Source organism: Bombella favorum (genome assembly GCF_014048475.1).
GTDB lineage: Bacteria > Pseudomonadota > Alphaproteobacteria > Acetobacterales > Acetobacteraceae > Bombella > Bombella favorum.
This window is the reverse complement of the sequence record NZ_NWUS01000001.1, coordinates 620,731-637,937: the sequence shown is the minus strand read 5'-3', so window position 1 is coordinate 637,937 and position 17,207 is coordinate 620,731. Positions and strand designations below refer to the sequence as shown.

Genomic DNA, 17,207 nt, shown 5'->3' with positions numbered 1-17,207 from the left:
CCTCTCTCCATTATATGGGAGGGTATGGCCTTTAAAAAGGGAGAGATGCCTGTGAAGCTGGAACACCATAAGCCTGTATGTCTGTCAGATTTTCGAGCAGTGCTTGGGGAGGGGCCAGTCTGGATTAAGGCTGAGAATGCTTTTTATTTTGTCGACATTGTCAGCCATCATGTCCATCGCTACAGCCTGACGGATGCGTCCCTATCGGTGTGGAATGCGCCTAACCGTACGGGCTTCCTGCTCCCTGTTAATGACGGGACGTTCCTAGCTGGTCTGCCGGATGGCTTACATCGGTTTGATGTGAAGACGGGTTATTTCGAGCGGGCCTGCGTGATCGAGCCAGAAGATGAGGGGAACCGTCTGAATGATGGTTGTGTCGATCAGCGGGGGCGTATCTGGTTTGGCACGATGGATGACGGGGAAAGCCGGGACAGTGGCTCCCTGTATCGGGTTGAACATAAAAAGGGTGAGTTGGTCATTTCCCATTGGGACAGTGGTTATACTGTGTCCAATGGTCCAGCGATTTCCCCTTGTGGCAAGGTGCTTTATGCCTGCGATAGTCCGCAGCAGCGTATTTATGCCTTTGATATTGGCGAGGACGGCAGCCTGACAAACAAGCGTATTTTCGCCACCTTCACCAAGGGTTATCCCGATGGTGTCGTAACGGATAGTGAAGGTAATCTCTGGTGTGGAACATGGGCCGGTGGGCAGATCACTCGTTTCCGCCCGGATGGGAGCATGATGGAGCCGATTGCTCTGCCGGTTGCCAACGTTACGAAAGTGGCTTTCGGCGGTGAGGACTACAAGACCGTGTTTGTGACGACTGCCCGCAAAGGGTTAAGCCCGGAGGAGCTGGAGGCGCAGCCGCAGGCAGGTGGCATTTTTGCCTTCCGCACGGATATTCCGGGCAATCCACAGCATAGCTTCGTGCTAGAAACTGTCTGATCTGTTCCGCTCATGGTGTCCAAAGGAGAGAGGGGCCGTAATAGGCCCCTTTTTTCGTGCTTGTAGTGTTAATTAACCCAGAAGAGTTTGAATTTGGGGAACAAGAGGGGCATCGGCTTTGGGCATGGGGTACTCGCCCAGTTTGTTGGTTGGTACCCACGCCAGATTCTGGCCTTCCCGCCCGATAGGTTCGTTTTCCCATTCCCGGACAAGATAAAGCACCATGAGCAGATGGAAGGTGGCGCACTCCTCGCTCACAAAGGTGAAGGGCTTTAAGCTATCCGGCTGCACGGTGATACCCAGTTCCTCATGCAGTTCCCGTACCAAGGCGGCCTCCGGGGATTCTGGAACTTCTACTTTCCCGCCGGGGAACTCCCACAATCCAGCGAAGGTCTTTCCTTCCGGCCGCTGTGCCAGAAGGATGGTTCCATCCTGTTTGATGAGAATGGCTGCTGTGACAAGTAGCGTATGGGGACGGAAGGGTGAAGGCATGAGAGGCTCCGTATCCAGAATGTCATGCTGTGTGGAGTGAGGGGCAAAAATGCGCCTTTTATGCCACAGGGGGAAGAGGAAACGTTAAAAAAAACCATATGGACCTTTGCGAGGGACGCTACTGCCCGGTAGGAAGTCAGGCATAATTTGAGTGGATAGCTGCCCTGACTTGGAGACAACCCCTGTCATGGGCTTTTTATTGTGTACTGATATCATGGGAGTGCCAGACGCATTGCGCCGCCATCTTCTTCTATCCTCCGCAGCCATTTTTCTGGGAATGGGTGGTGGAGCTGCTTTCGCCCAGACCCGATCCTCAACGTCAGTGACACCTGCCAGCAAGGCAGTGGGAAAACCTGCTGCAATGCGAGGCAGCACCGGGGTGGCACATCGGCAGGGTGTTCATAAAGGAACTCCCCGCAAGGTTGCAGCAGCAGGTAAGGCAAATAGTAGAATTAGTGCGGCCAGTGCCAGCGCAGGGCTGGTGAAGAAGGCCACCCATCGCCGACCGAAATATGTATCGGCTCATGGTGTGCAGAGCCTGTCCGTCCATGCGTCCCATGCTAGCCGGTCCTCGGAACTGGCTGTGCCTAAAAGTGTGATGAAGGAGTACGTGCCCGGTACAAGCCCTTATAAAGCGTTGGACCGTATGCCGGGCGTCAGCTTCACCTCTACGGACCCGTTTGGCATTGATAGTTTCGGGGCCAATCTCTATGTCCGTGGGTTCTTTATGAACCAGTTGGGCGTGACGCTGGATGGCATCCCGCTGAATGATCAGACCTATCAGTCCGTTAATGGTCTTAGCCTCGCCTCGGCTATCATTCCTGATGATATTGGCAGTATGACCATGTCGCAGGGTGGCGGCGGTGTGGATGTGGCATCCACCAACACGCTGGGCGGGACCATTCGTGTTACATCCAGCGATCCTTCCGACACGCTGGGCGGCAAGGTCAGTCAGGCATTCGGCAGCTATGGGTCTTACCGTACTTATGCCCGGTTTGATTCAGGTCGTTTGAATGAGTCTGGCACGAAATTCTATACTTCTTACGCCCGTACTGATGAAGGCATGTGGGAGGGGAAGGGCGATCAGTTCCTTCAGCAGGTGAATGCCAAGCTAGTGCAGCCGCTTGGTGAGCGCAGCAAGATTTCGGCTTTTTTTGACTGGACGGACCTTCAGCAGCAGAATTATCCAGACCTTTCACTGGGGATGATCAATAATCTGGGCTGGCGTGTGCCACATCTCTATCCAGATTATAAGAAGGCCTATCAGTGGGCACAGCAGTGCAATAATAGTCCGAACAATTTTATGGCTTATCCGGGGTCAAATGGGCAGGTAAATGCCTGTCAGATGCCCTATTATGATGGTGGCCAGCACGAAACCAACTTTCTTGGTGGGCTGAATCTCGACCTTGCTCTGACGGACCATCTGACATGGCATACGACCGCCTACGGTCATGCTCAGTCTGGCAATTACAGCTATACGGCGGCAGCCTCTGCGGCCTCGACCGACCCAGACCTTCAGGTCGCTACGCCGAATGGTGTGCCGCTTTATCAAGAGGTTTGGAAGAACAGTCAGCAGCGTTTTGGTATTACGAGCAGCTTGGATTATCGCTGGGGTCATCATAGGATCGACACAGGTGTCTGGTACGAGAATAATAACCAGACCGCCGGGCTGTATAATTATCTGGAGCCAGAGCTAGGTGCAGGGGCTCCGGTTAAGGCAGTTGGGCCTTATGATGTCTATGGGCCTGCGGACCGGGTCTATAACTTCAAATGGCGCACCAATGTGGTGCAGACCCACCTTCAGGATACGTACACCATCATCAAGGGGCTGACCCTGACCGCTGGTTTTCGTTCGTTGATCTCCCAGACATCCGGTGGCGGGCATGAGAATGACAATTCATGGGCGGCTCTGGATGCTGGCGGTCTGCCGTCTGGCTCGTTGCACGCCACAGGGGCTTTTCTGCCGCATTTCAATCTGGACTGGCGTCTGAACCGGCAAAACGAGTTCTATATCGACGTATCCAAGAACATGCGTGCCTACGAGGTATCTGGCACAGGTGTGGCCAACTCGCTGTTTTCTGTGCCCAATCAGCAGGAGTTTCTACGGCAGAAGGCGCAGTCCAAGCCGGCCCGTGCGTGGACCTATATGGGGGGCTATCGCTTTACGTCATCCATCGTTCAGTTGGATGCCACGGTCTATCATTCCACTCTGATGCATGAGCTTCTGGCCGGAGCGCGTGGAACAATGTTCAACCCGATCTCTGAAGAGTTCGATTTCGGGCGTATTTCCATGACGGGTGCTAATGGCAGCGTCTCTGTCCGCCCACTGCCGGGGTTGGTCATCACCAATACGCTCAGTTACAATAAGGGCACATATGACCGTGATGTGACCTCCAGTGCTGGGAACCATTACGCCTTGAGGGGTAAGAACATCGTCAATTATCCGTCATGGATGTATAAGGCCTCTGTTGCTTATACATGGCATGGGATTAATGCGCATTTCGATGCCAATTACTTTGGTAAGCGCTATTACAGCTTCATGAATGATACGTCTATTGGCAGCTACTGGCTGGCCAACACGGGGGTGAATTACACCTTCAAGAAGCTGGCCGGTGTGCGGGACCTAACGGTTAGCTTTAATGTTTATAATTTGTTCAACAACAAATATATCGCCATGATGGGTGAGAATAATAACCCGCCCGTGGGAGATTATCAGTCCTTAGAGCGAGGTGCGACACGGGAATATTTCGGAACGATTAGCGCAGCGTTCTAATTTGTAACAGAATGAGAGAAACGGCCCGCCCTGTTTTCAGGCGGGCCGTTTTTTTGTGTTAGCGGGTTTCTTCGGCCAGTTCAGCACTCAACGCCGTGATAAATTGGGAGGCCACCCGGCCGGAGCGGCTGCCCCGCTGGATGGACCATTGCAGCGCACGGCGGTGTAGCTCATCTTTGGCGATGGGGAGTTTCCGGTCCGCTGCGTAGGCATCAATGATGCTCAGATAATGGGGTTGAGAAGCTCCATATAGGCCGATCCATAGCCCAAACCGGTCGGAGAGGGAGACCTTTTCTTCAATGGCCTCACCCGGATGGATAGCATCGCCTGATTCATTCTCAATCATGTTTTGCGGCATGAGATGGCGGCGGTTGGAGGTGGCATAGACCAGTACATTGTCTGGTCGCCCGGCGATGCCGCCATCAAGGACGGATTTTAGCGACTTGTAATCGGCATCCTGCGTCTCAAAGGAGAGATCATCACAGAAGAGGATGACCCGGCGGGTACTGCGGCGCAGCAGGGCCAGAAGCTGCGGGAGAGTGTTGAGATCATCCCGTGGAATCTCAATCAGAGCCAGAGGGGGCTGGCCATTTTTGCGTTGTTCCTCATTGATGGCCAGCAGGCAGGCTTTGACGAGTGAGGACTTGCCCATGCCTCTTGCCCCCCAGAGCATGACATTATTGGCAGCCAGCCCGTGGGCAAAGAAGCGTGTATTGCCCATGACCTGCTTTATCTGCCGGTCGATGCCTTTTAGTAGATCAAGCGGAACGGCCTGCATTTGGGGGATGGGTAGCAGGCGGCCATCCGCTCCCTGCCAGAGGAACGCATCCTGCGTGGGGTCATCTACTATGGTGGGGTCTGCCGGGGGAGGCGCCATGCGCTCCAGACTATCGGCGATACGGGTCAGGAGGGGGAGGATGGCGGTTGTGGGCATGGTCTTCCTGTATAATGAACTTGACGTGAACCCTCGGGACGATATGGTCCCGGGAGTATCCCACAAAGATGGAACTAAAATTACCTATGAACAATCTTCTTTTCTCTACGGCTTATGCCGCAGATGTCGGCGGTGGTGCTTTTAATTCGGCAGCGCTGATGCAGTATGCGCCGATCGTCCTGGTTTTCATTGTTTTCTACTTCCTGCTCATTCGTCCGCAGCAGAAGCGGCAGCGTCAGCTGCGTGAGGAGCAGAATAGCCTGCGTCGTGGTGACCGGATCATCACAGCAGGGGGTATTGTAGGGACAGTGCAGAACACCCGTGATGATTCTCAGGAAGTGGATGTGGAGATTGCACAGGGTGTGAAGGTGAAGGTCATCCGTAGCACCATCACGACTGTCCTTTCCCGTGAGGAGAAAGTCGCCAACGATTCATGAGGTAAGATCAGTCGCATATTTTGCTTGGCTGATTTGAAGAAAAAAGGCCCTGCCACAGGATAATGTGGCAGGGCCTTTTTCATACAGGGTTGACCTGTGGATCAGGCACCCTTCAGGCAGCTCTCGGCGTACTCGTAATTAGCGAGACGGTCGAGGAAGTTACTGACATAGTCCGGGCGGCGATTACGGAAATCCAGATAATAGGAATGTTCCCACACATCCAGACCCAGCAGTGTACGCCCCTCATCTTCGGAGAGCGGATTGGCAGCATTGGCCGTCTTTGTGACCTTCAGCTTGCCATCAGAGCCCAGAACCAGCCAAGCCCAACCAGACCCGAACTGTGTTGTTGCAGCCTGCTTGAAAGCAGCCTTGAAGGCATCAACAGACCCGAAATCTTCTACCAGCTTCGTTTCCAGTGCGCCGGGGATCTTGCCACCTTTGGGGGAGAGGCAGTTCCAGAAGATGCAGTGGTTCCAGTGCTGTCCAGCATTGTTGAAGACTGGGGTAAGAGAGGAATCAGCATGAGAGAGGGCAATGATCTCCTCAAGTGCCTTGCCTGCCAGTTCCGGCTTGCTCTCGACAAAACCATTCAGGGCCGTGACATAAGCCTGATGATGCTTGCCGTGGTGCAGCTCCAGCGTTTCCTGGCACATACCGGCATCGGCCAGTGCGTTTTCGGCATAGGGGAGTTTTGGGAGCTCAAAAGCCATGTGAAATCTTCCTTAACATATGAGGGGCAGAGAGCATCTCCCGGCCCATTCATGACACTCTTTAGCTATGGTTGAGAGGCAGCAACGTCAAGATGTATGGGGCAGTCTGCCTCAAAAAAAGAGTAAACTGGTCCAATAATTCAGTCGCTACCTTCTGCGATAGGTCTAGCGGTTTGCAGCATCCCGCTCCATCTTAGCGATGAGGGCGGCGTAGTCCTCGTTTGCATGATAGTGATTGGAGGCTGCCAGATTTTGGGAAGCGGCTGCCATACCATGCATCGGCACGCCGCAGCGGCGGGCTGCTTCCATGAGGAGGCCCATGTCCTTGCTCATCAGCCGGGTTGGGAACTGGGATGGGAATTTCCCTGCTTTGCCCATGCCGATCTTGCGCTTGTGGTGGGGGCTGATGACGGCCAGCTCCTGTAGGGCATCAAAGAGCACGTTACGGTCTACGCCCGCAGCAAGCCCGTAGGCGATGCCTTCAGCAATGATGTTCAACGTACCACCCATGATACCGTTGACGACCAGTTTCAGCCGTGCCGCACTCCCGGCGGGGCCTGTATGGAGTGTAATACGGCCGATACAGTCCAAGATGGGGCGGGCTCGCTTCAGTGTCTCTTTAGGGCCACCTGCCAGCATGATGAGGCCACCCTTTTCAGCCTCTGGTGTGCTGCCGGACATGGGGGTGTCCATCACGTCGACCTTACGCTCACCAAGCAGGGTAGCAAGATGATCGGCCTGTTCCGGCGAGACGGTGGAGGTGTCCAGCACAAGTTGGCCTTCACGCAGCCCGGCAAGTAGGCCATCAGGACCATGCAGAGCCTCATTTTCGGCGGCATCATCCGGGACGCAAAGAATAACGGCGTCACTTTGTTCTGCTACGAGGCGTGGTGAGGCCAGCATGGGAATATCCGCATCACCATGACCTTTGCCCGATGGTGTGTAGGCGATGACCTCGTAGCCTGCTTGCTCCAGATTCTGCCCCATGAGCGAGGCCATGGCGCCGTAACCGATGAAGCCGATAATGCTGATGGACATGGGCCGCTCCTTTTCCAATTTTGTGTTTGTCTCCAGTGGAGATGGTGTGGAGCTGCGAGGCCGTAAAGGGGGTAAGAAAAAACCCCGCCGGAGCGGGGTCGGAGAGGGAGGGAGTCTTATTCGTCGTCGTAATCTTCCGCATCTGCTGGGTGGCGGATGGGAGGGCGGGAGCGGTTGTCCGCATTGCGACGAGTAAAGTGATGGGCAATATCGGCCAGCTCCACAAAGTGGTCTGTCTGGCGGCGTAGATCATCACCGATCATCGGCGGTGTCGTCTTAACGGAAGAAATGACCGTAACCCGGACCCCACGGGACTGAACAGCCTCTACCGCACGACGCAGGTCGGAATCACCACTGACGATCACGATATGGTCCAGCCGGGGAGCCTGTTCGATCAGATCAACGGCCAGCTCGACATTCATGTTGCCTTTCACACGGCGTTGTCCGGACTGGTTGGTAAATTCCCGTGCCGTCTTGGTGACCAGATGGTAGCCGTTATAGGCCAGCCAGTCTGTCAGCGGGCGGAGAGGGGAGTAATCTTCAGTTTCCGGCATGGCGGCATAGTAAAAGGCCCGCTGGAAAGAACACTGTTGTTCGAAGAGGTCACGCAGGGCAAGAAAATCCACCTCAAAACCAAGATTGCGTGCCGCGTGGTGCAGGCTAGCTCCGTTGATGAAAAGTGATGTACGATCGTTTTTGCGTAGAAGAAGATTGGACATATAGCTCACATATAGTCTTGGTCACGAGAATTGGTCGTTAAAGAAGCGTCCTGCTATTTTCCTATTTCTGTATGTTGATGGGATTCATACAGGATTTAAGATTATAGATGGCATAATCGTCCCGGAGAAGACAGGACAGCCTCTCTCGATCCTTCTTACAGCTTTGCGTTGCGTCAATAAAGACCTTTGTGGTAATAAAAGACGAGATTATAAGATAAGAGGAGTAGGCCTGCTTACTTGTGTGGCAGGCTTGCTTCTGGCCCGATGGTTGAAGGGCCATTCCAGCATGTGAGTGGGGAGAGCCGGTTTTATGGCACGTGTGACCGTAGAGGACTGCATCGAGAAGGTTCCGAACCGTTTTGACCTGGTGCTGCTGGCTGCCCAGCGCGCCCGTGGTCTTTCCCGTGGGGAGGAGATGCAGGTTCCGCGGGACAATGACAAGAATACCGTTGTCGCCCTGCGTGAAATCGCCGAGGACCATGTGAGCCTCGAAGGGCTGCAGAACGGCATTGTTCGCTCCATGAGCAATCAGCCGGAAGTCGAGCCTTCCGATGAAGAGGTGATGGACCTCATCCCGACTGATCAGAACATCTTTGGTCTTCAGGATGTGTCCGCAGAGGAAGAAGCTGCCAATATGGCAGCCGATGAGGCCGGATCAGGCCGGGGGCGCCGCTGAGCCTTCGCGGCTAGTGCACGCCCTGGGGGAGGAGCGGTCTTTCTGCTGCTTGTAGGCAGCGGGTAAGAGCCGGTCCTCCCATCAGTAGAGATAGGGGCAGGTCCATGGCTGACGAAACACTACTTTCCGCCGCTCTTCCAGCGGAGAAGGTGGCTGGTGCCGCAGGGTCACCCACACAGGACTTTCATCCCTCCATCAATGGGTTGTTGGAGAGGGTTAAACGTTACGACTCCCACGCCGATCTGGCCATGATGGAAGCGGCCTATGATCTGGCAGCCAAAGCCCATGAGGGGCAGTGCCGGGACAATGGCGACCCCTACATTACCCACCCGATTGCTGTTGCCAATATTCTGGCAGGGTTCCGCATGGACCCCGTTTCTATCATGGTGGGTTTTCTGCATGATACAGTCGAAGATACGGGCATCTCGCTGGAGATGTTGGGGCAGCGTTTCGGTAAGGATGTAGCCGCCATTGTTGATGGCGTTACCAAGCTGACACGGCTGGAGCTTCAATCAGATAGAACCAAACAGGCCGAAAATTTCCGCAAGCTGGTATTGGCTATGTCACGGGATATCCGTGTGCTTATCGTCAAACTGGCGGACAGGCTGCATAACATGCGGACGCTGCATTATGTCCAGCGGACGGACCGCCGCCAGCGCATCGCAAAAGAGACGTTGGATATTTACGCTCCATTGGCCGAACGTATCGGTATGGATCGTGTAAAGACGGAACTGCAAGATATTGCCTTTGCCAACCTGGAGCCAGAAGCAGATACTACCATCCGGGCACGGCTGAATTATCTGCGTGGTCAGGGCGCAGATATGATCGAGCAGATACGGTGTGAGCTCGCCACCCTTTGCAAGGAAGCCGGGGTGGAGGGGGCCAGCGTCATAGGGCGGGAAAAATCGCCTTATTCCATCTGGGAGAAGATGAAGCGGCGGAATGTCGCTTTTGAGCAGCTTTCAGACATCATGGCCTTTCGTATTCTCGTCCCTACACGAGAGGCCTGCTATGCCGCACTTGGTGCCGTGCATGGTGCCTATCCCATGATTGCCGGGCGGTTTAAGGACTATATTTCCACCCCCAAGGCTAATGGATATCAGTCTCTGCATACGGGGGTAACGCTCTACCGCCCGCATAGTCAGAAGATTGAGGTGCAGATACGTACGCCGGAAATGCACGACCTCGCCGAAAACGGTGTTGCCTCTCACTGGAGTTATAAGGACGGGAGCAGCCCTAGCGAGCATGAGACAGCCGTCCTTTCCGAAACATTCGGGGCCTATACCCGCAAGTTGCGTTGGGTGCAGGACCTGTTGGATATTCTGGAGGATAGTCAGGGGCCTGATGAGTTCCTCGAAAATACCAAGCTGGAACTTTATCAGGATCAGGTCTTCTGTTTTACGCCCAAAGGGCAGCTCATTTCCCTGCCCCGAGGGGCTACGCCGGTGGATTTTGCCTATGCCGTGCATAGTCAGGTCGGGGACCGGTGTGTAGGGGCCAAAGTTAATGGCCGCCTTGTTCCGCTGAAGCATGTTCTGGAGAATGGCGACCAGATCGATATCATGACGGCACGGGGCGGGACGCCGTCCCCCTCATGGGAGCGTTTTGTCGTCACCGGGAAGGCCCGTGCCCGTGTGCGGCGTTTTGTAGCCCTCCAACAGCGGCAGAATAATGTGGAGAATGGGCGGGGTGCTGTCGCCCGTGCTTTCCGCCAGAAAGGTGTGGATGGCTCCGAAAAGGTGCTGGAAGGCATTCTGGCTGCGCTGAAGCAGAACAGTCTGGATGAGCTGTATGGCAGTGTCGGGGCTGGGCAGTTGGACCCTCGGGATGTTGTGGGGGCAGCCTATCCCGAATTGTCTCGGCAGGGGCAGGTCCCTCGCATCGTTCCGGGGCTCTCGCCCCGTCTGGAAGGGCGTCTGGACCAGCGACCTCATCTTCCGAGGAAGGTGCAAAATTATGAAGGAACGCTGGTTAATGGTGTGGGGCGGGGTATTGAACTGCATTTTGCAGGCTGCTGTCGCCCTCTGCCGGGGGATAGGATTGTCGGCATCATTGCGCAGGGCAAGGGCGTGACTGTGCATCGGCGTAAATGCCATAATCTCAGCATGTTCTCCGACATGCCAGAGCGTTTTCTGGAAATTTCGTGGAGTGAGGAGGCCATGGGGCGGACAGGACGGGATGCGCCCCGTTATACGGCCCGTCTTTCCGTCGTGGCGGGGAACGACCCAGCCGTTCTGGCAGCACTGACCAACCTTGCTACACGGCACGAGGCCAGCGTGATCAATCTACGGATCGTGAACCGGCAGTTGGACTTCATGGAGATTCTGGTGGACCTTGAGGTTCGTAGCAAGGGGCATCTGGCGACTGTTCTGGCGGGGTTCCGTGCCGAGAAGGGTGTGTTGCAGGCCGAGCGGACGAAGGGATGACCTCATGATTCTGGGGATCGGGGTTGATCTGTGCTCCATCGAGCGGATTGAGAGGGCTTTGTCCCGTCATGGCGATGCGTTTCTTGAGCGTGTGTTCACGCAGGAGGAGCGGGCTTATGTGCAGAGCCTACGAGGGGTGGCCCGTGCTGGGGCGTGCGCCAAGCGTTGGGCTGCGAAGGAGGCTTGCGCCAAGGCTTTGGGAACAGGCTTTGCCCAAGGGGTTCAGCTACAGGATATTTCCGTAGGGCGGGATGCGCTGGGTGCGCCTGTACTCAGCCTTTCGGGCGTTGCAGCGGACCTGCTGGAGAAACGCCTGCCAGTAGGGCATAAGGCGGTTCTCCTGCTCAGCATGAGTGACGAACCACCGATGGCCATGGCGCAGGTGCTGATACAGGCTGTTGCTCAATCAGTGTGACGACTTAAAATATCTATAGAATGTGGAATTAACGCATGACCCGGCGGGCGAGGCGGGTTATGGCAAGGGCTGGAGGCGGGGCATGCCTGCCAAAAGGCGCCATAATAGGATGACAGGGACCATGAGCGAAGACAGACAGGCGGAACAGACAGAGCAGCCGGAAAGCCTCTGGGCCTCCGCAAGGCAGATCCTTTTGTGGGTTATTCTGGTTGTTGCCGTGCGCTCATTGCTGGTGGAGCCTTTCAATATTCCGTCTGCCTCTATGATTCCTACCCTTCAGGTTGGGGATTTTGTAGCGGTTTCCAAAATGAGTTACGGCTATTCCCGTTATTCATTTCCGTTCTCGCCGTCATTTATTCCGGGGCGTTTTTTCGCTGCTATGCCGCATCGTGGGGATGTGGCTGTCTTCCGTTTCACTAAGGATACGTCGGTCGATTACATTAAGCGGATTGTTGGTTTGCCGGGTGATCACATTCGTATGGAGCAGGGGCGTCTCTTCATTAATGGCCGGGAAGTGCCACGAAATGACCAGGGGCCCTACAGCGTGGTTGATGAGCGTGGGTATGTGCTGTCTGGCACCCGTTACCGGGAGATGCTGCCTCGGGAGGATGGAAAGACCGTAGCTCATGACATTTTGAAAATGCGGGATGATGATCTAGCCAACAACACGCCTGAATATACCGTGCCAGAGGGTTGTCTGTTCGCCATGGGGGATGACCGGGACGATAGTTCAGACAGTCGCTTCCAAGGGGGGCATGAGAGCGGAACCTGCGCCGTTCCAGCAGGGAATGATTATCTGACGGATAGCGGAGGGCATGATCTGGGGTTTGTCCCTGTGACTAATCTAGTAGGGCGGGCTAAGATCATCCTGTTTTCTGTTGATATGCGCCATCCAGCTTGGCAGTTCTGGTACTGGCCAACGGAAATACGCTGGGGCCGTTTTCTGCATGGTGTTGACTGATGATGACACGTGATGAAGCTGTTCGCCATGTTGAGGCGAAGCTGGAGCACCATTTTTCCGACCCAGCCCTTTTGCACGAAGCCCTGACCCATCGCTCTGCAGTACCTAGGCGGCAGGGGCGCAGTCGAGGAAGCCAGAGGGGGCGTCAGGGGGCAAAAACCCCACGGGGGCAGGGCTCAAATGAACGTTTGGAGTTCGTGGGGGACCGGGTGCTCGGCTTGCTGATGGCCGAATGGCTCTTTGAGCGTTACCCGGAGGAGCAAGAGGGTGCTTTGGGGGCACGTCATGCTCATCTAGTATCTCGCCCAGTTCTGGCCCGCATTGCAGAAGGGATCGGGCTATCCGGGGCGATACAGATTGCCCAGCATGAGGAAAGTGCAGGCATACGTGTTCTGGCGAGCGTCATGGCGGATGCGATGGAGGCCCTGCTGGGAGCACTCTACCTAGATGCAGGGTTGGACCCGGCCCGCCATGTGGTGCGCCGTTTCTGGGACCGTGACATCGAAAGAAGTGGCCAGCCCCATAAGGAACCGAAGACATTGCTTCAGGAGTTCCTTTTGGGGCGGGGTGAGGCGTTGCCTCATTATGAGCTGACCTCTGCTGAAGGGCCTTCCCATGCGCCGGTCTTCTGTGTGGAGGTGCGGGCTCTGGGGCAGACGGGGCTTGGGCGTGCTGGCAGTAAGAGGCTGGCGGAAAGTGCAGCCGCAACGGATTTATTAAAGAAGATAGGGCAGGAGGCAGAACGTGCCTGAAGAGATCACCTCTCCAATGGAGAGCATGGCAGTGGACCAGACACGTTGCGGCTTTGTCGCTCTTGTTGGGGCTCCTAATGCGGGTAAATCTACCTTGCTGAACCGCATGGCCGGAGCCAAACTTTCCATTGTTAGCCCTAAGGCGCAGACAACACGGTTCCGCACGCTTGGCATTGTCATGCAGGGCGCAGCGCAGCTCATCTTCGTGGACCTGCCGGGTATTTTTAAGCCTCGCCGGAGGCTGGATCAGGCGATGGTCAATGCTGCCTGGAGCGGCTCGCAGGATGCTGATTTGACACTCCTGCTGATCGATAGTCGCATTGGTCTGACAGATGAGATCAAAGACATCATCGCAAAGTTGAAGGGCAGCAAGCGTCCTGTTTGGCTTGTGTTGAACAAGACAGACCTCATCCAGCGTGATCAACTCCTACCTCTGACGAAAGCCATCACCGATCTTCTGCCTGTAGAAGAGGTCTATATGGTGAGCGCTCGGTCTGGTGAAGGTGTGGATGGTCTGCTGGAAGGGCTGGCTAAGGCCGTGCCTGCTGGGCCCTATCATTACCCAGAAGATGACCTGACAGACCTGCCAGACCGTCTTCTTGCTGCGGAAATTGTACGGGAACAGGTTTTCCTCCAGACGCATGAGGAAATTCCCTATCACGCCACGGTAGAGACCGAATCCTTCAAGGTACGCAAGGATGGGTCCATTCGCATTGATGTGACGATTTATGTCTCACGGGCGGGGCATAAGGCTATTCTCATCGGGGAGCGTGGGCAGCGCATCCGGGAGATTGGAATGAGAGCCCGTAAGCAGCTTGAAGGGCTTCTGGATGCCCCCTGCCACCTCTTCATCAATGTGAAGGAGAGGGCTGCGTGGGATAAGGAGACTGCCCGTCTGCGGGCTCTTGGCCTTGCAGATTATGGCTAAGCCGCACGAGTTTCGCTTGTTCATGCGGGGATGGCTCTGTATGAGGGAGCAGACAGATTTCAGGACATTATCAACCAGAGAGCCGGTACGACCATGAGCACCGCCCCACAAGCGCCGAATTTCCCTTATAAACGGGTCCTTCTCAAAGTGTCTGGTGAAGCACTGATGGGCAAAGGAGCCGCCGGTGTGGACCCGGAAATGGTGGATATGGTGGCCGCTGACATCGCAGACGTCGCCGCTATGGGTGGGCAAGTCTGCCTTGTCGTGGGCGGAGGGAATATCTTCCGTGGTTTGGCCGCCGCTGCCAAGGGGATGGACCGGGTGCAGGGTGATTATGCCGGGATGCTGGCAACGGTCATCAATGCGTTGATGCTTCAGAACGCATTGGAGAAGCGCAATGTCGAGACCCGTGTGATGACGGCCATCCATATGGCTTCCATCGCCGAGCCATATATCCGCCGCCGTGCCGTCCGGCATATGGAGAAAGGCCGTGTGGTCATCTTTGCCGCAGGTACGGGCAACCCTTTCTTCACCACCGATACAGCTGCTGCCCTGCGTGCGAACGAGATGGAGTGCGATGCGCTCTTCAAGGGGACGCAGGTTGATGGTGTCTATTCTGAAGACCCCCGTGTGAACCCCAATGCCGAGCGGTACGAGCAGCTGACCTACATGGATGCCTTGGCCCGTAACCTGAAGGTCATGGACGCAGCCGCCATCAGTCTCGCCCGGGAAAATGCCCTGCCGATCATCGTGTTCAACATGCATGCACCGGGTGCATTTGCGGCGGCGATGAAGGGTGAGGGACGTTTCACCCGGATCATTGAGGACTGAGGGGCACCAGATTATCATGTCAGCCTGCTCAGGCTGATGAGCGGAACCGATTATTGAGGAAGTGATTTGCCATGAGCACAGAACTGAACGACCTGCTTGATGACCTCAAACGCCGTATGGAGGGTGCACTGGAGAGCCTGCGCCGTGACCTGTCCGGCCTGCGCTCTGGTCGTGCTAGCCCGAACCTGCTGGAGCCGGTGCGTGTGGAGGCTTATGGCTCCGTAGTGCCGCTGTCTCAGGTTGGGTCTGTTGCTGTGCCGGAAGCGCGCATGCTGACAGTGTCCGTCTGGGATGCCAGCGTTGTTTCCTCCGTGGAGAAGGCTATTCGTGATAGTGGGCTGGGCCTTAACCCGGCAGCCGAGGGGCAGACCATCCGTGTGCCTATTCCGCAGCTGACAGAAGAACGCCGCAACGAAATGGCCAAGGCCGCAGCTCGTTATGCTGAGGGTGGCCGTGTGGCTGTGCGTGGCGTCCGCCGGGATGGTATGGATAAGACCAAGGCTCTGGAAAAGAGCGGGGACATTAGCCAGGATGACATGAAAGTCTGGACAGCCGCTATCCAGAAGCTGACGGATGATTATATCGCCCGTGTGGATGGTCTGCTGGCTGATAAAGAGCGGGATATCAAACAGGTCTGATCGTCAGAACATTGTCGGACACTCATCCCTCCTCTTATCCGGCTGGCGCCCTTCCACGCCATGTTGCCGTCATCATGGATGGTAATGGGCGCTGGGCTAGAGCTCGTGGTGTGCCAGTTGCCCATGGCCACCGTGAAGGTGGCGAAGCCGTGCAGCGTTGTGTCCGTGCAGCGATGGAGCATGGGGTGCCTTATTTGACGCTCTATGCTTTTTCATCGGAGAACTGGCGTCGGTCCGGTGAGGAAATTAGTGAACTGAAGGGGTTGATGCGGTTCTATCTGCGGCACCGTTTCAGGGAGCTGGATGAGCAGGGTGTTCAGCTGCGCATTATTGGTGATCCTCAACGTTTTGGGGGAAATTTTTACCAAGAGTTACGCCGGGCGGAGGAGAAGACACGCCATAACACTCGTCTGACCCTCTCCTTAGCCCTTTCTTATGGTAGCCGTGCCGAGATTGCCGGTGCGGCTCGTCATTTGGCCGAACAGGTTCGGGCGGGGACGCTAGACCCGGGGGCTATTGATGAAACCCTGTTTGCTGGTGCCCTTCAGACCTATGATGTGCCTGACCCCGATCTCGTGATGCGGACAAGCGGGGAGAGCCGTCTTTCCAATTTTTTGCTCTGGCAGTCTGCCTATGCCGAGCTTCTGTTTCTTGATGTGTTGTGGCCGGATTTTGGTGAAAAAGATTTTGCCGAGGCCATGAAGCGTTACATGCGCCGTCAGCGGCGTTTTGGTGGACGGCCAGAATGACAGAGTTGCAGAAACGTATCCTTTCTAGCCTGGTCATTATTCCGGTGGTTGTGCTGTGCCTGTGGTGCGGCGGTTGGGCCTACCGGGCACTTGTTCTGCTTGTCATGGTCGGAATCGTCTGGGAAGGGGAGACTCTGCTAGGCCAGCCGATGAAGAGCCTCCGGGGGGTTCTCCTTCTGCTCTGGCCTTTCTGTGGAGGGCTGATTGCCATCAAAGGGCAATGGTTCGCTGCTTTGTATCTTTTAGTGTCTAGTGTCCTGTTCGGTAGGCGGGCTTGTGGTCCCATTCTTGTGGCTATGTTGGGCGGTTTTGCCCTGCTTTGGCTACGGGGACGGCCAGAAGGACTTTATGAGACCTTCTTTGTCATTTTCGCTGTCATCGCCAGTGATAGCTGTGCTTATGCGACAGGGCGTCTTATCGGGGGGCCTAAATTGGCCCCGGCTATTTCCCCGGGTAAGACTATTTCCGGCTCTCTGGGGGGTATCGTAGGGGCGGTCATTCTTGGCGGGCTAGTCGGGTATTGGTCTGGGCAGGGCTGGTCAGTGTCTGCGTGTTTAACGGGCGGGATCATTGCCGTGGCAGCGCAGGCGGGTGATTTGCTGGAAAGTGCCTTTAAGCGGTGGCTGGGCGTTAAGGATTCCGGGCGGCTTATTCCCGGTCATGGAGGGCTGCTAGATAGGCTGGACGCCCTTCTGCTGGCTGCGCCTGTCGCTGCTATTCTGGCCCTGCTGGTTGGAGAAGGGCCGTTCTGGCTGCTCTTCCGCTAAGTGTTATTCTGGAGCA

The 17,207-nt window shown here is 55.7% G+C and carries 18 protein-coding genes; 13 read left to right on the top strand and 5 right to left on the bottom strand.

Annotation, left to right across the window (positions count from 1 at the left end):
* Window positions 1-24 precede the first annotated feature (24 nt).
* Window positions 25-945, top strand: a complete 921-nt coding sequence (locus tag CPA57_RS02955; protein WP_229709200.1) for an SMP-30/gluconolactonase/LRE family protein — start codon at window positions 25-27, stop codon at window positions 943-945.
* 72 nt (window positions 946-1,017) lie between these two features.
* On the opposite strand, the gene mutT is transcribed toward CPA57_RS02955, so the two are convergent.
* Window positions 1,018-1,437 carry an 8-oxo-dGTP diphosphatase MutT gene (gene mutT, locus CPA57_RS02950; RefSeq protein WP_182081321.1) on the bottom strand — a complete coding sequence of 140 codons (420 nt, stop codon included), beginning with the start codon at window positions 1,435-1,437 and terminating at the stop codon, window positions 1,018-1,020.
* Between the two features lie 214 nt (window positions 1,438-1,651).
* Between mutT and CPA57_RS02945 the strand changes: the two genes are divergently transcribed.
* Window positions 1,652-4,210: a TonB-dependent receptor gene (locus CPA57_RS02945; RefSeq protein ID WP_229709199.1), complete on the top strand. Its 2,559-nt coding sequence runs from the start codon at window positions 1,652-1,654 to the stop codon at window positions 4,208-4,210.
* A 58-nt stretch (window positions 4,211-4,268) separates the two neighbouring features.
* On the opposite strand, the gene CPA57_RS02940 is transcribed toward CPA57_RS02945, so the two are convergent.
* Window positions 4,269-5,144 (bottom strand): ATP-binding protein, encoded by an 876-nt coding sequence (locus tag CPA57_RS02940; RefSeq protein ID WP_182081319.1) that lies wholly within the window; start codon window positions 5,142-5,144, stop codon window positions 4,269-4,271.
* An 86-nt stretch (window positions 5,145-5,230) separates the two neighbouring features.
* Here CPA57_RS02940 and yajC point away from each other — a divergent pair, with 86 nt between their 5' ends.
* Window positions 5,231-5,581, top strand: coding sequence for a preprotein translocase subunit YajC (gene yajC, locus CPA57_RS02935; protein ID WP_182081317.1), 351 nt, complete (start codon window positions 5,231-5,233; stop codon window positions 5,579-5,581).
* Window positions 5,582-5,682: 101 nt separating this feature from the next.
* Here the strand turns inward: yajC and CPA57_RS02930 are convergent, their stop codons facing one another.
* From CPA57_RS02930 to CPA57_RS02920, 3 genes are all read right to left on the bottom strand, one after another.
* Complete coding sequence (locus tag CPA57_RS02930; protein WP_182081315.1) at window positions 5,683-6,291, bottom strand: superoxide dismutase; 609 nt, start codon at window positions 6,289-6,291, stop codon at window positions 5,683-5,685.
* A 165-nt stretch (window positions 6,292-6,456) separates the two neighbouring features.
* The gene (locus tag CPA57_RS02925; protein WP_182081313.1) at window positions 6,457-7,329 is read right to left on the bottom strand and encodes an NAD(P)-dependent oxidoreductase; all 873 of its coding nucleotides are present in this window, start codon (window positions 7,327-7,329) and stop codon (window positions 6,457-6,459) included.
* A gap of 116 nt (window positions 7,330-7,445) precedes the next feature.
* On the bottom strand, window positions 7,446-8,048 hold the full coding sequence (locus CPA57_RS02920) for a LabA-like NYN domain-containing protein (protein WP_182081311.1): 603 nt from the start codon (window positions 8,046-8,048) through the stop codon (window positions 7,446-7,448).
* A 310-nt stretch (window positions 8,049-8,358) separates the two neighbouring features.
* On the opposite strand from CPA57_RS02920, the gene rpoZ reads away from it, so the two are divergent.
* From rpoZ to CPA57_RS02870, 10 genes are all read left to right on the top strand, one after another.
* Complete coding sequence (rpoZ, locus tag CPA57_RS02915; RefSeq protein WP_077396630.1) at window positions 8,359-8,724, top strand: DNA-directed RNA polymerase subunit omega; 366 nt, start codon at window positions 8,359-8,361, stop codon at window positions 8,722-8,724.
* A 104-nt stretch (window positions 8,725-8,828) separates the two neighbouring features.
* Window positions 8,829-11,150: a RelA/SpoT family protein gene (locus CPA57_RS02910; protein WP_182081309.1), complete on the top strand. Its 2,322-nt coding sequence runs from the start codon at window positions 8,829-8,831 to the stop codon at window positions 11,148-11,150.
* Window positions 11,151-11,154: 4 nt separating this feature from the next.
* The gene (gene acpS / locus CPA57_RS02905; protein WP_182081307.1) at window positions 11,155-11,565 is read left to right on the top strand and encodes a holo-ACP synthase; all 411 of its coding nucleotides are present in this window, start codon (window positions 11,155-11,157) and stop codon (window positions 11,563-11,565) included.
* A gap of 121 nt (window positions 11,566-11,686) precedes the next feature.
* Complete coding sequence (lepB, locus tag CPA57_RS02900) at window positions 11,687-12,526, top strand: signal peptidase I (RefSeq protein WP_229709198.1); 840 nt, start codon at window positions 11,687-11,689, stop codon at window positions 12,524-12,526.
* Window positions 12,526-13,278 (top strand): ribonuclease III, encoded by a 753-nt coding sequence (gene rnc / locus CPA57_RS02895; RefSeq protein WP_182081305.1) that lies wholly within the window; start codon window positions 12,526-12,528, stop codon window positions 13,276-13,278. The genes lepB and rnc overlap by 1 nt, the downstream gene beginning before the upstream one ends.
* A 25-nt stretch (window positions 13,279-13,303) precedes the next feature.
* On the top strand, window positions 13,304-14,206 hold the full coding sequence (gene era / locus CPA57_RS02890; protein ID WP_182081789.1) for a GTPase Era: 903 nt from the start codon (window positions 13,304-13,306) through the stop codon (window positions 14,204-14,206).
* A 93-nt stretch (window positions 14,207-14,299) separates the two neighbouring features.
* Window positions 14,300-15,037, top strand: coding sequence for a UMP kinase (pyrH, locus tag CPA57_RS02885; RefSeq protein WP_077395807.1), 738 nt, complete (start codon window positions 14,300-14,302; stop codon window positions 15,035-15,037).
* A 71-nt stretch (window positions 15,038-15,108) separates the two neighbouring features.
* Window positions 15,109-15,675, top strand: a complete 567-nt coding sequence (frr, locus tag CPA57_RS02880; protein ID WP_182081303.1) for a ribosome recycling factor — start codon at window positions 15,109-15,111, stop codon at window positions 15,673-15,675.
* Window positions 15,676-15,686: 11 nt separating this feature from the next.
* Window positions 15,687-16,424 (top strand): polyprenyl diphosphate synthase, encoded by a 738-nt coding sequence (gene uppS / locus CPA57_RS02875; protein ID WP_268235200.1) that lies wholly within the window; start codon window positions 15,687-15,689, stop codon window positions 16,422-16,424.
* Window positions 16,421-17,191: a phosphatidate cytidylyltransferase gene (locus CPA57_RS02870; protein ID WP_182081301.1), complete on the top strand. Its 771-nt coding sequence runs from the start codon at window positions 16,421-16,423 to the stop codon at window positions 17,189-17,191. Before uppS ends, CPA57_RS02870 begins: the two co-directional genes overlap by 4 nt.
* Window positions 17,192-17,207: the final 16 nt, after the last annotated feature.

Excerpts from the sequence above, each read along its gene's own strand:
- mutT (WP_182081321.1), bottom strand. The coding sequence starts at position 1,437 with ATGCCTTCACCCTTCCGTCCCCATACGCTACTTGTCACAGCAGCCATT.
- rnc (WP_182081305.1), top strand. The coding sequence starts at position 12,526 with ATGATGACACGTGATGAAGCTGTTCGCCATGTTGAGGCGAAGCTGGAG.
- frr (WP_182081303.1), top strand. The coding sequence starts at position 15,109 with ATGAGCACAGAACTGAACGACCTGCTTGATGACCTCAAACGCCGTATG.
- era (WP_182081789.1), top strand. The coding sequence starts at position 13,304 with ATGGCAGTGGACCAGACACGTTGCGGCTTTGTCGCTCTTGTTGGGGCT.
- yajC (WP_182081317.1), top strand. The coding sequence starts at position 5,231 with ATGAACAATCTTCTTTTCTCTACGGCTTATGCCGCAGATGTCGGCGGT.
- CPA57_RS02940 (WP_182081319.1), bottom strand. The coding sequence starts at position 5,144 with ATGCCCACAACCGCCATCCTCCCCCTCCTGACCCGTATCGCCGATAGT.
- CPA57_RS02870 (WP_182081301.1), top strand. The coding sequence starts at position 16,421 with ATGACAGAGTTGCAGAAACGTATCCTTTCTAGCCTGGTCATTATTCCG.
- pyrH (WP_077395807.1), top strand. The coding sequence starts at position 14,300 with ATGAGCACCGCCCCACAAGCGCCGAATTTCCCTTATAAACGGGTCCTT.
- acpS (WP_182081307.1), top strand. The coding sequence starts at position 11,155 with ATGATTCTGGGGATCGGGGTTGATCTGTGCTCCATCGAGCGGATTGAG.
- CPA57_RS02920 (WP_182081311.1), bottom strand. The coding sequence starts at position 8,048 with ATGTCCAATCTTCTTCTACGCAAAAACGATCGTACATCACTTTTCATC.
- CPA57_RS02930 (WP_182081315.1), bottom strand. The coding sequence starts at position 6,291 with ATGGCTTTTGAGCTCCCAAAACTCCCCTATGCCGAAAACGCACTGGCC.
- CPA57_RS02925 (WP_182081313.1), bottom strand. The coding sequence starts at position 7,329 with ATGTCCATCAGCATTATCGGCTTCATCGGTTACGGCGCCATGGCCTCG.
- CPA57_RS02910 (WP_182081309.1), top strand. The coding sequence starts at position 8,829 with ATGGCTGACGAAACACTACTTTCCGCCGCTCTTCCAGCGGAGAAGGTG.
- CPA57_RS02945 (WP_229709199.1), top strand. The coding sequence starts at position 1,652 with ATGGGAGTGCCAGACGCATTGCGCCGCCATCTTCTTCTATCCTCCGCA.
- lepB (WP_229709198.1), top strand. The coding sequence starts at position 11,687 with ATGAGCGAAGACAGACAGGCGGAACAGACAGAGCAGCCGGAAAGCCTC.
- CPA57_RS02955 (WP_229709200.1), top strand. The coding sequence starts at position 25 with ATGGCCTTTAAAAAGGGAGAGATGCCTGTGAAGCTGGAACACCATAAG.
- rpoZ (WP_077396630.1), top strand. The coding sequence starts at position 8,359 with ATGGCACGTGTGACCGTAGAGGACTGCATCGAGAAGGTTCCGAACCGT.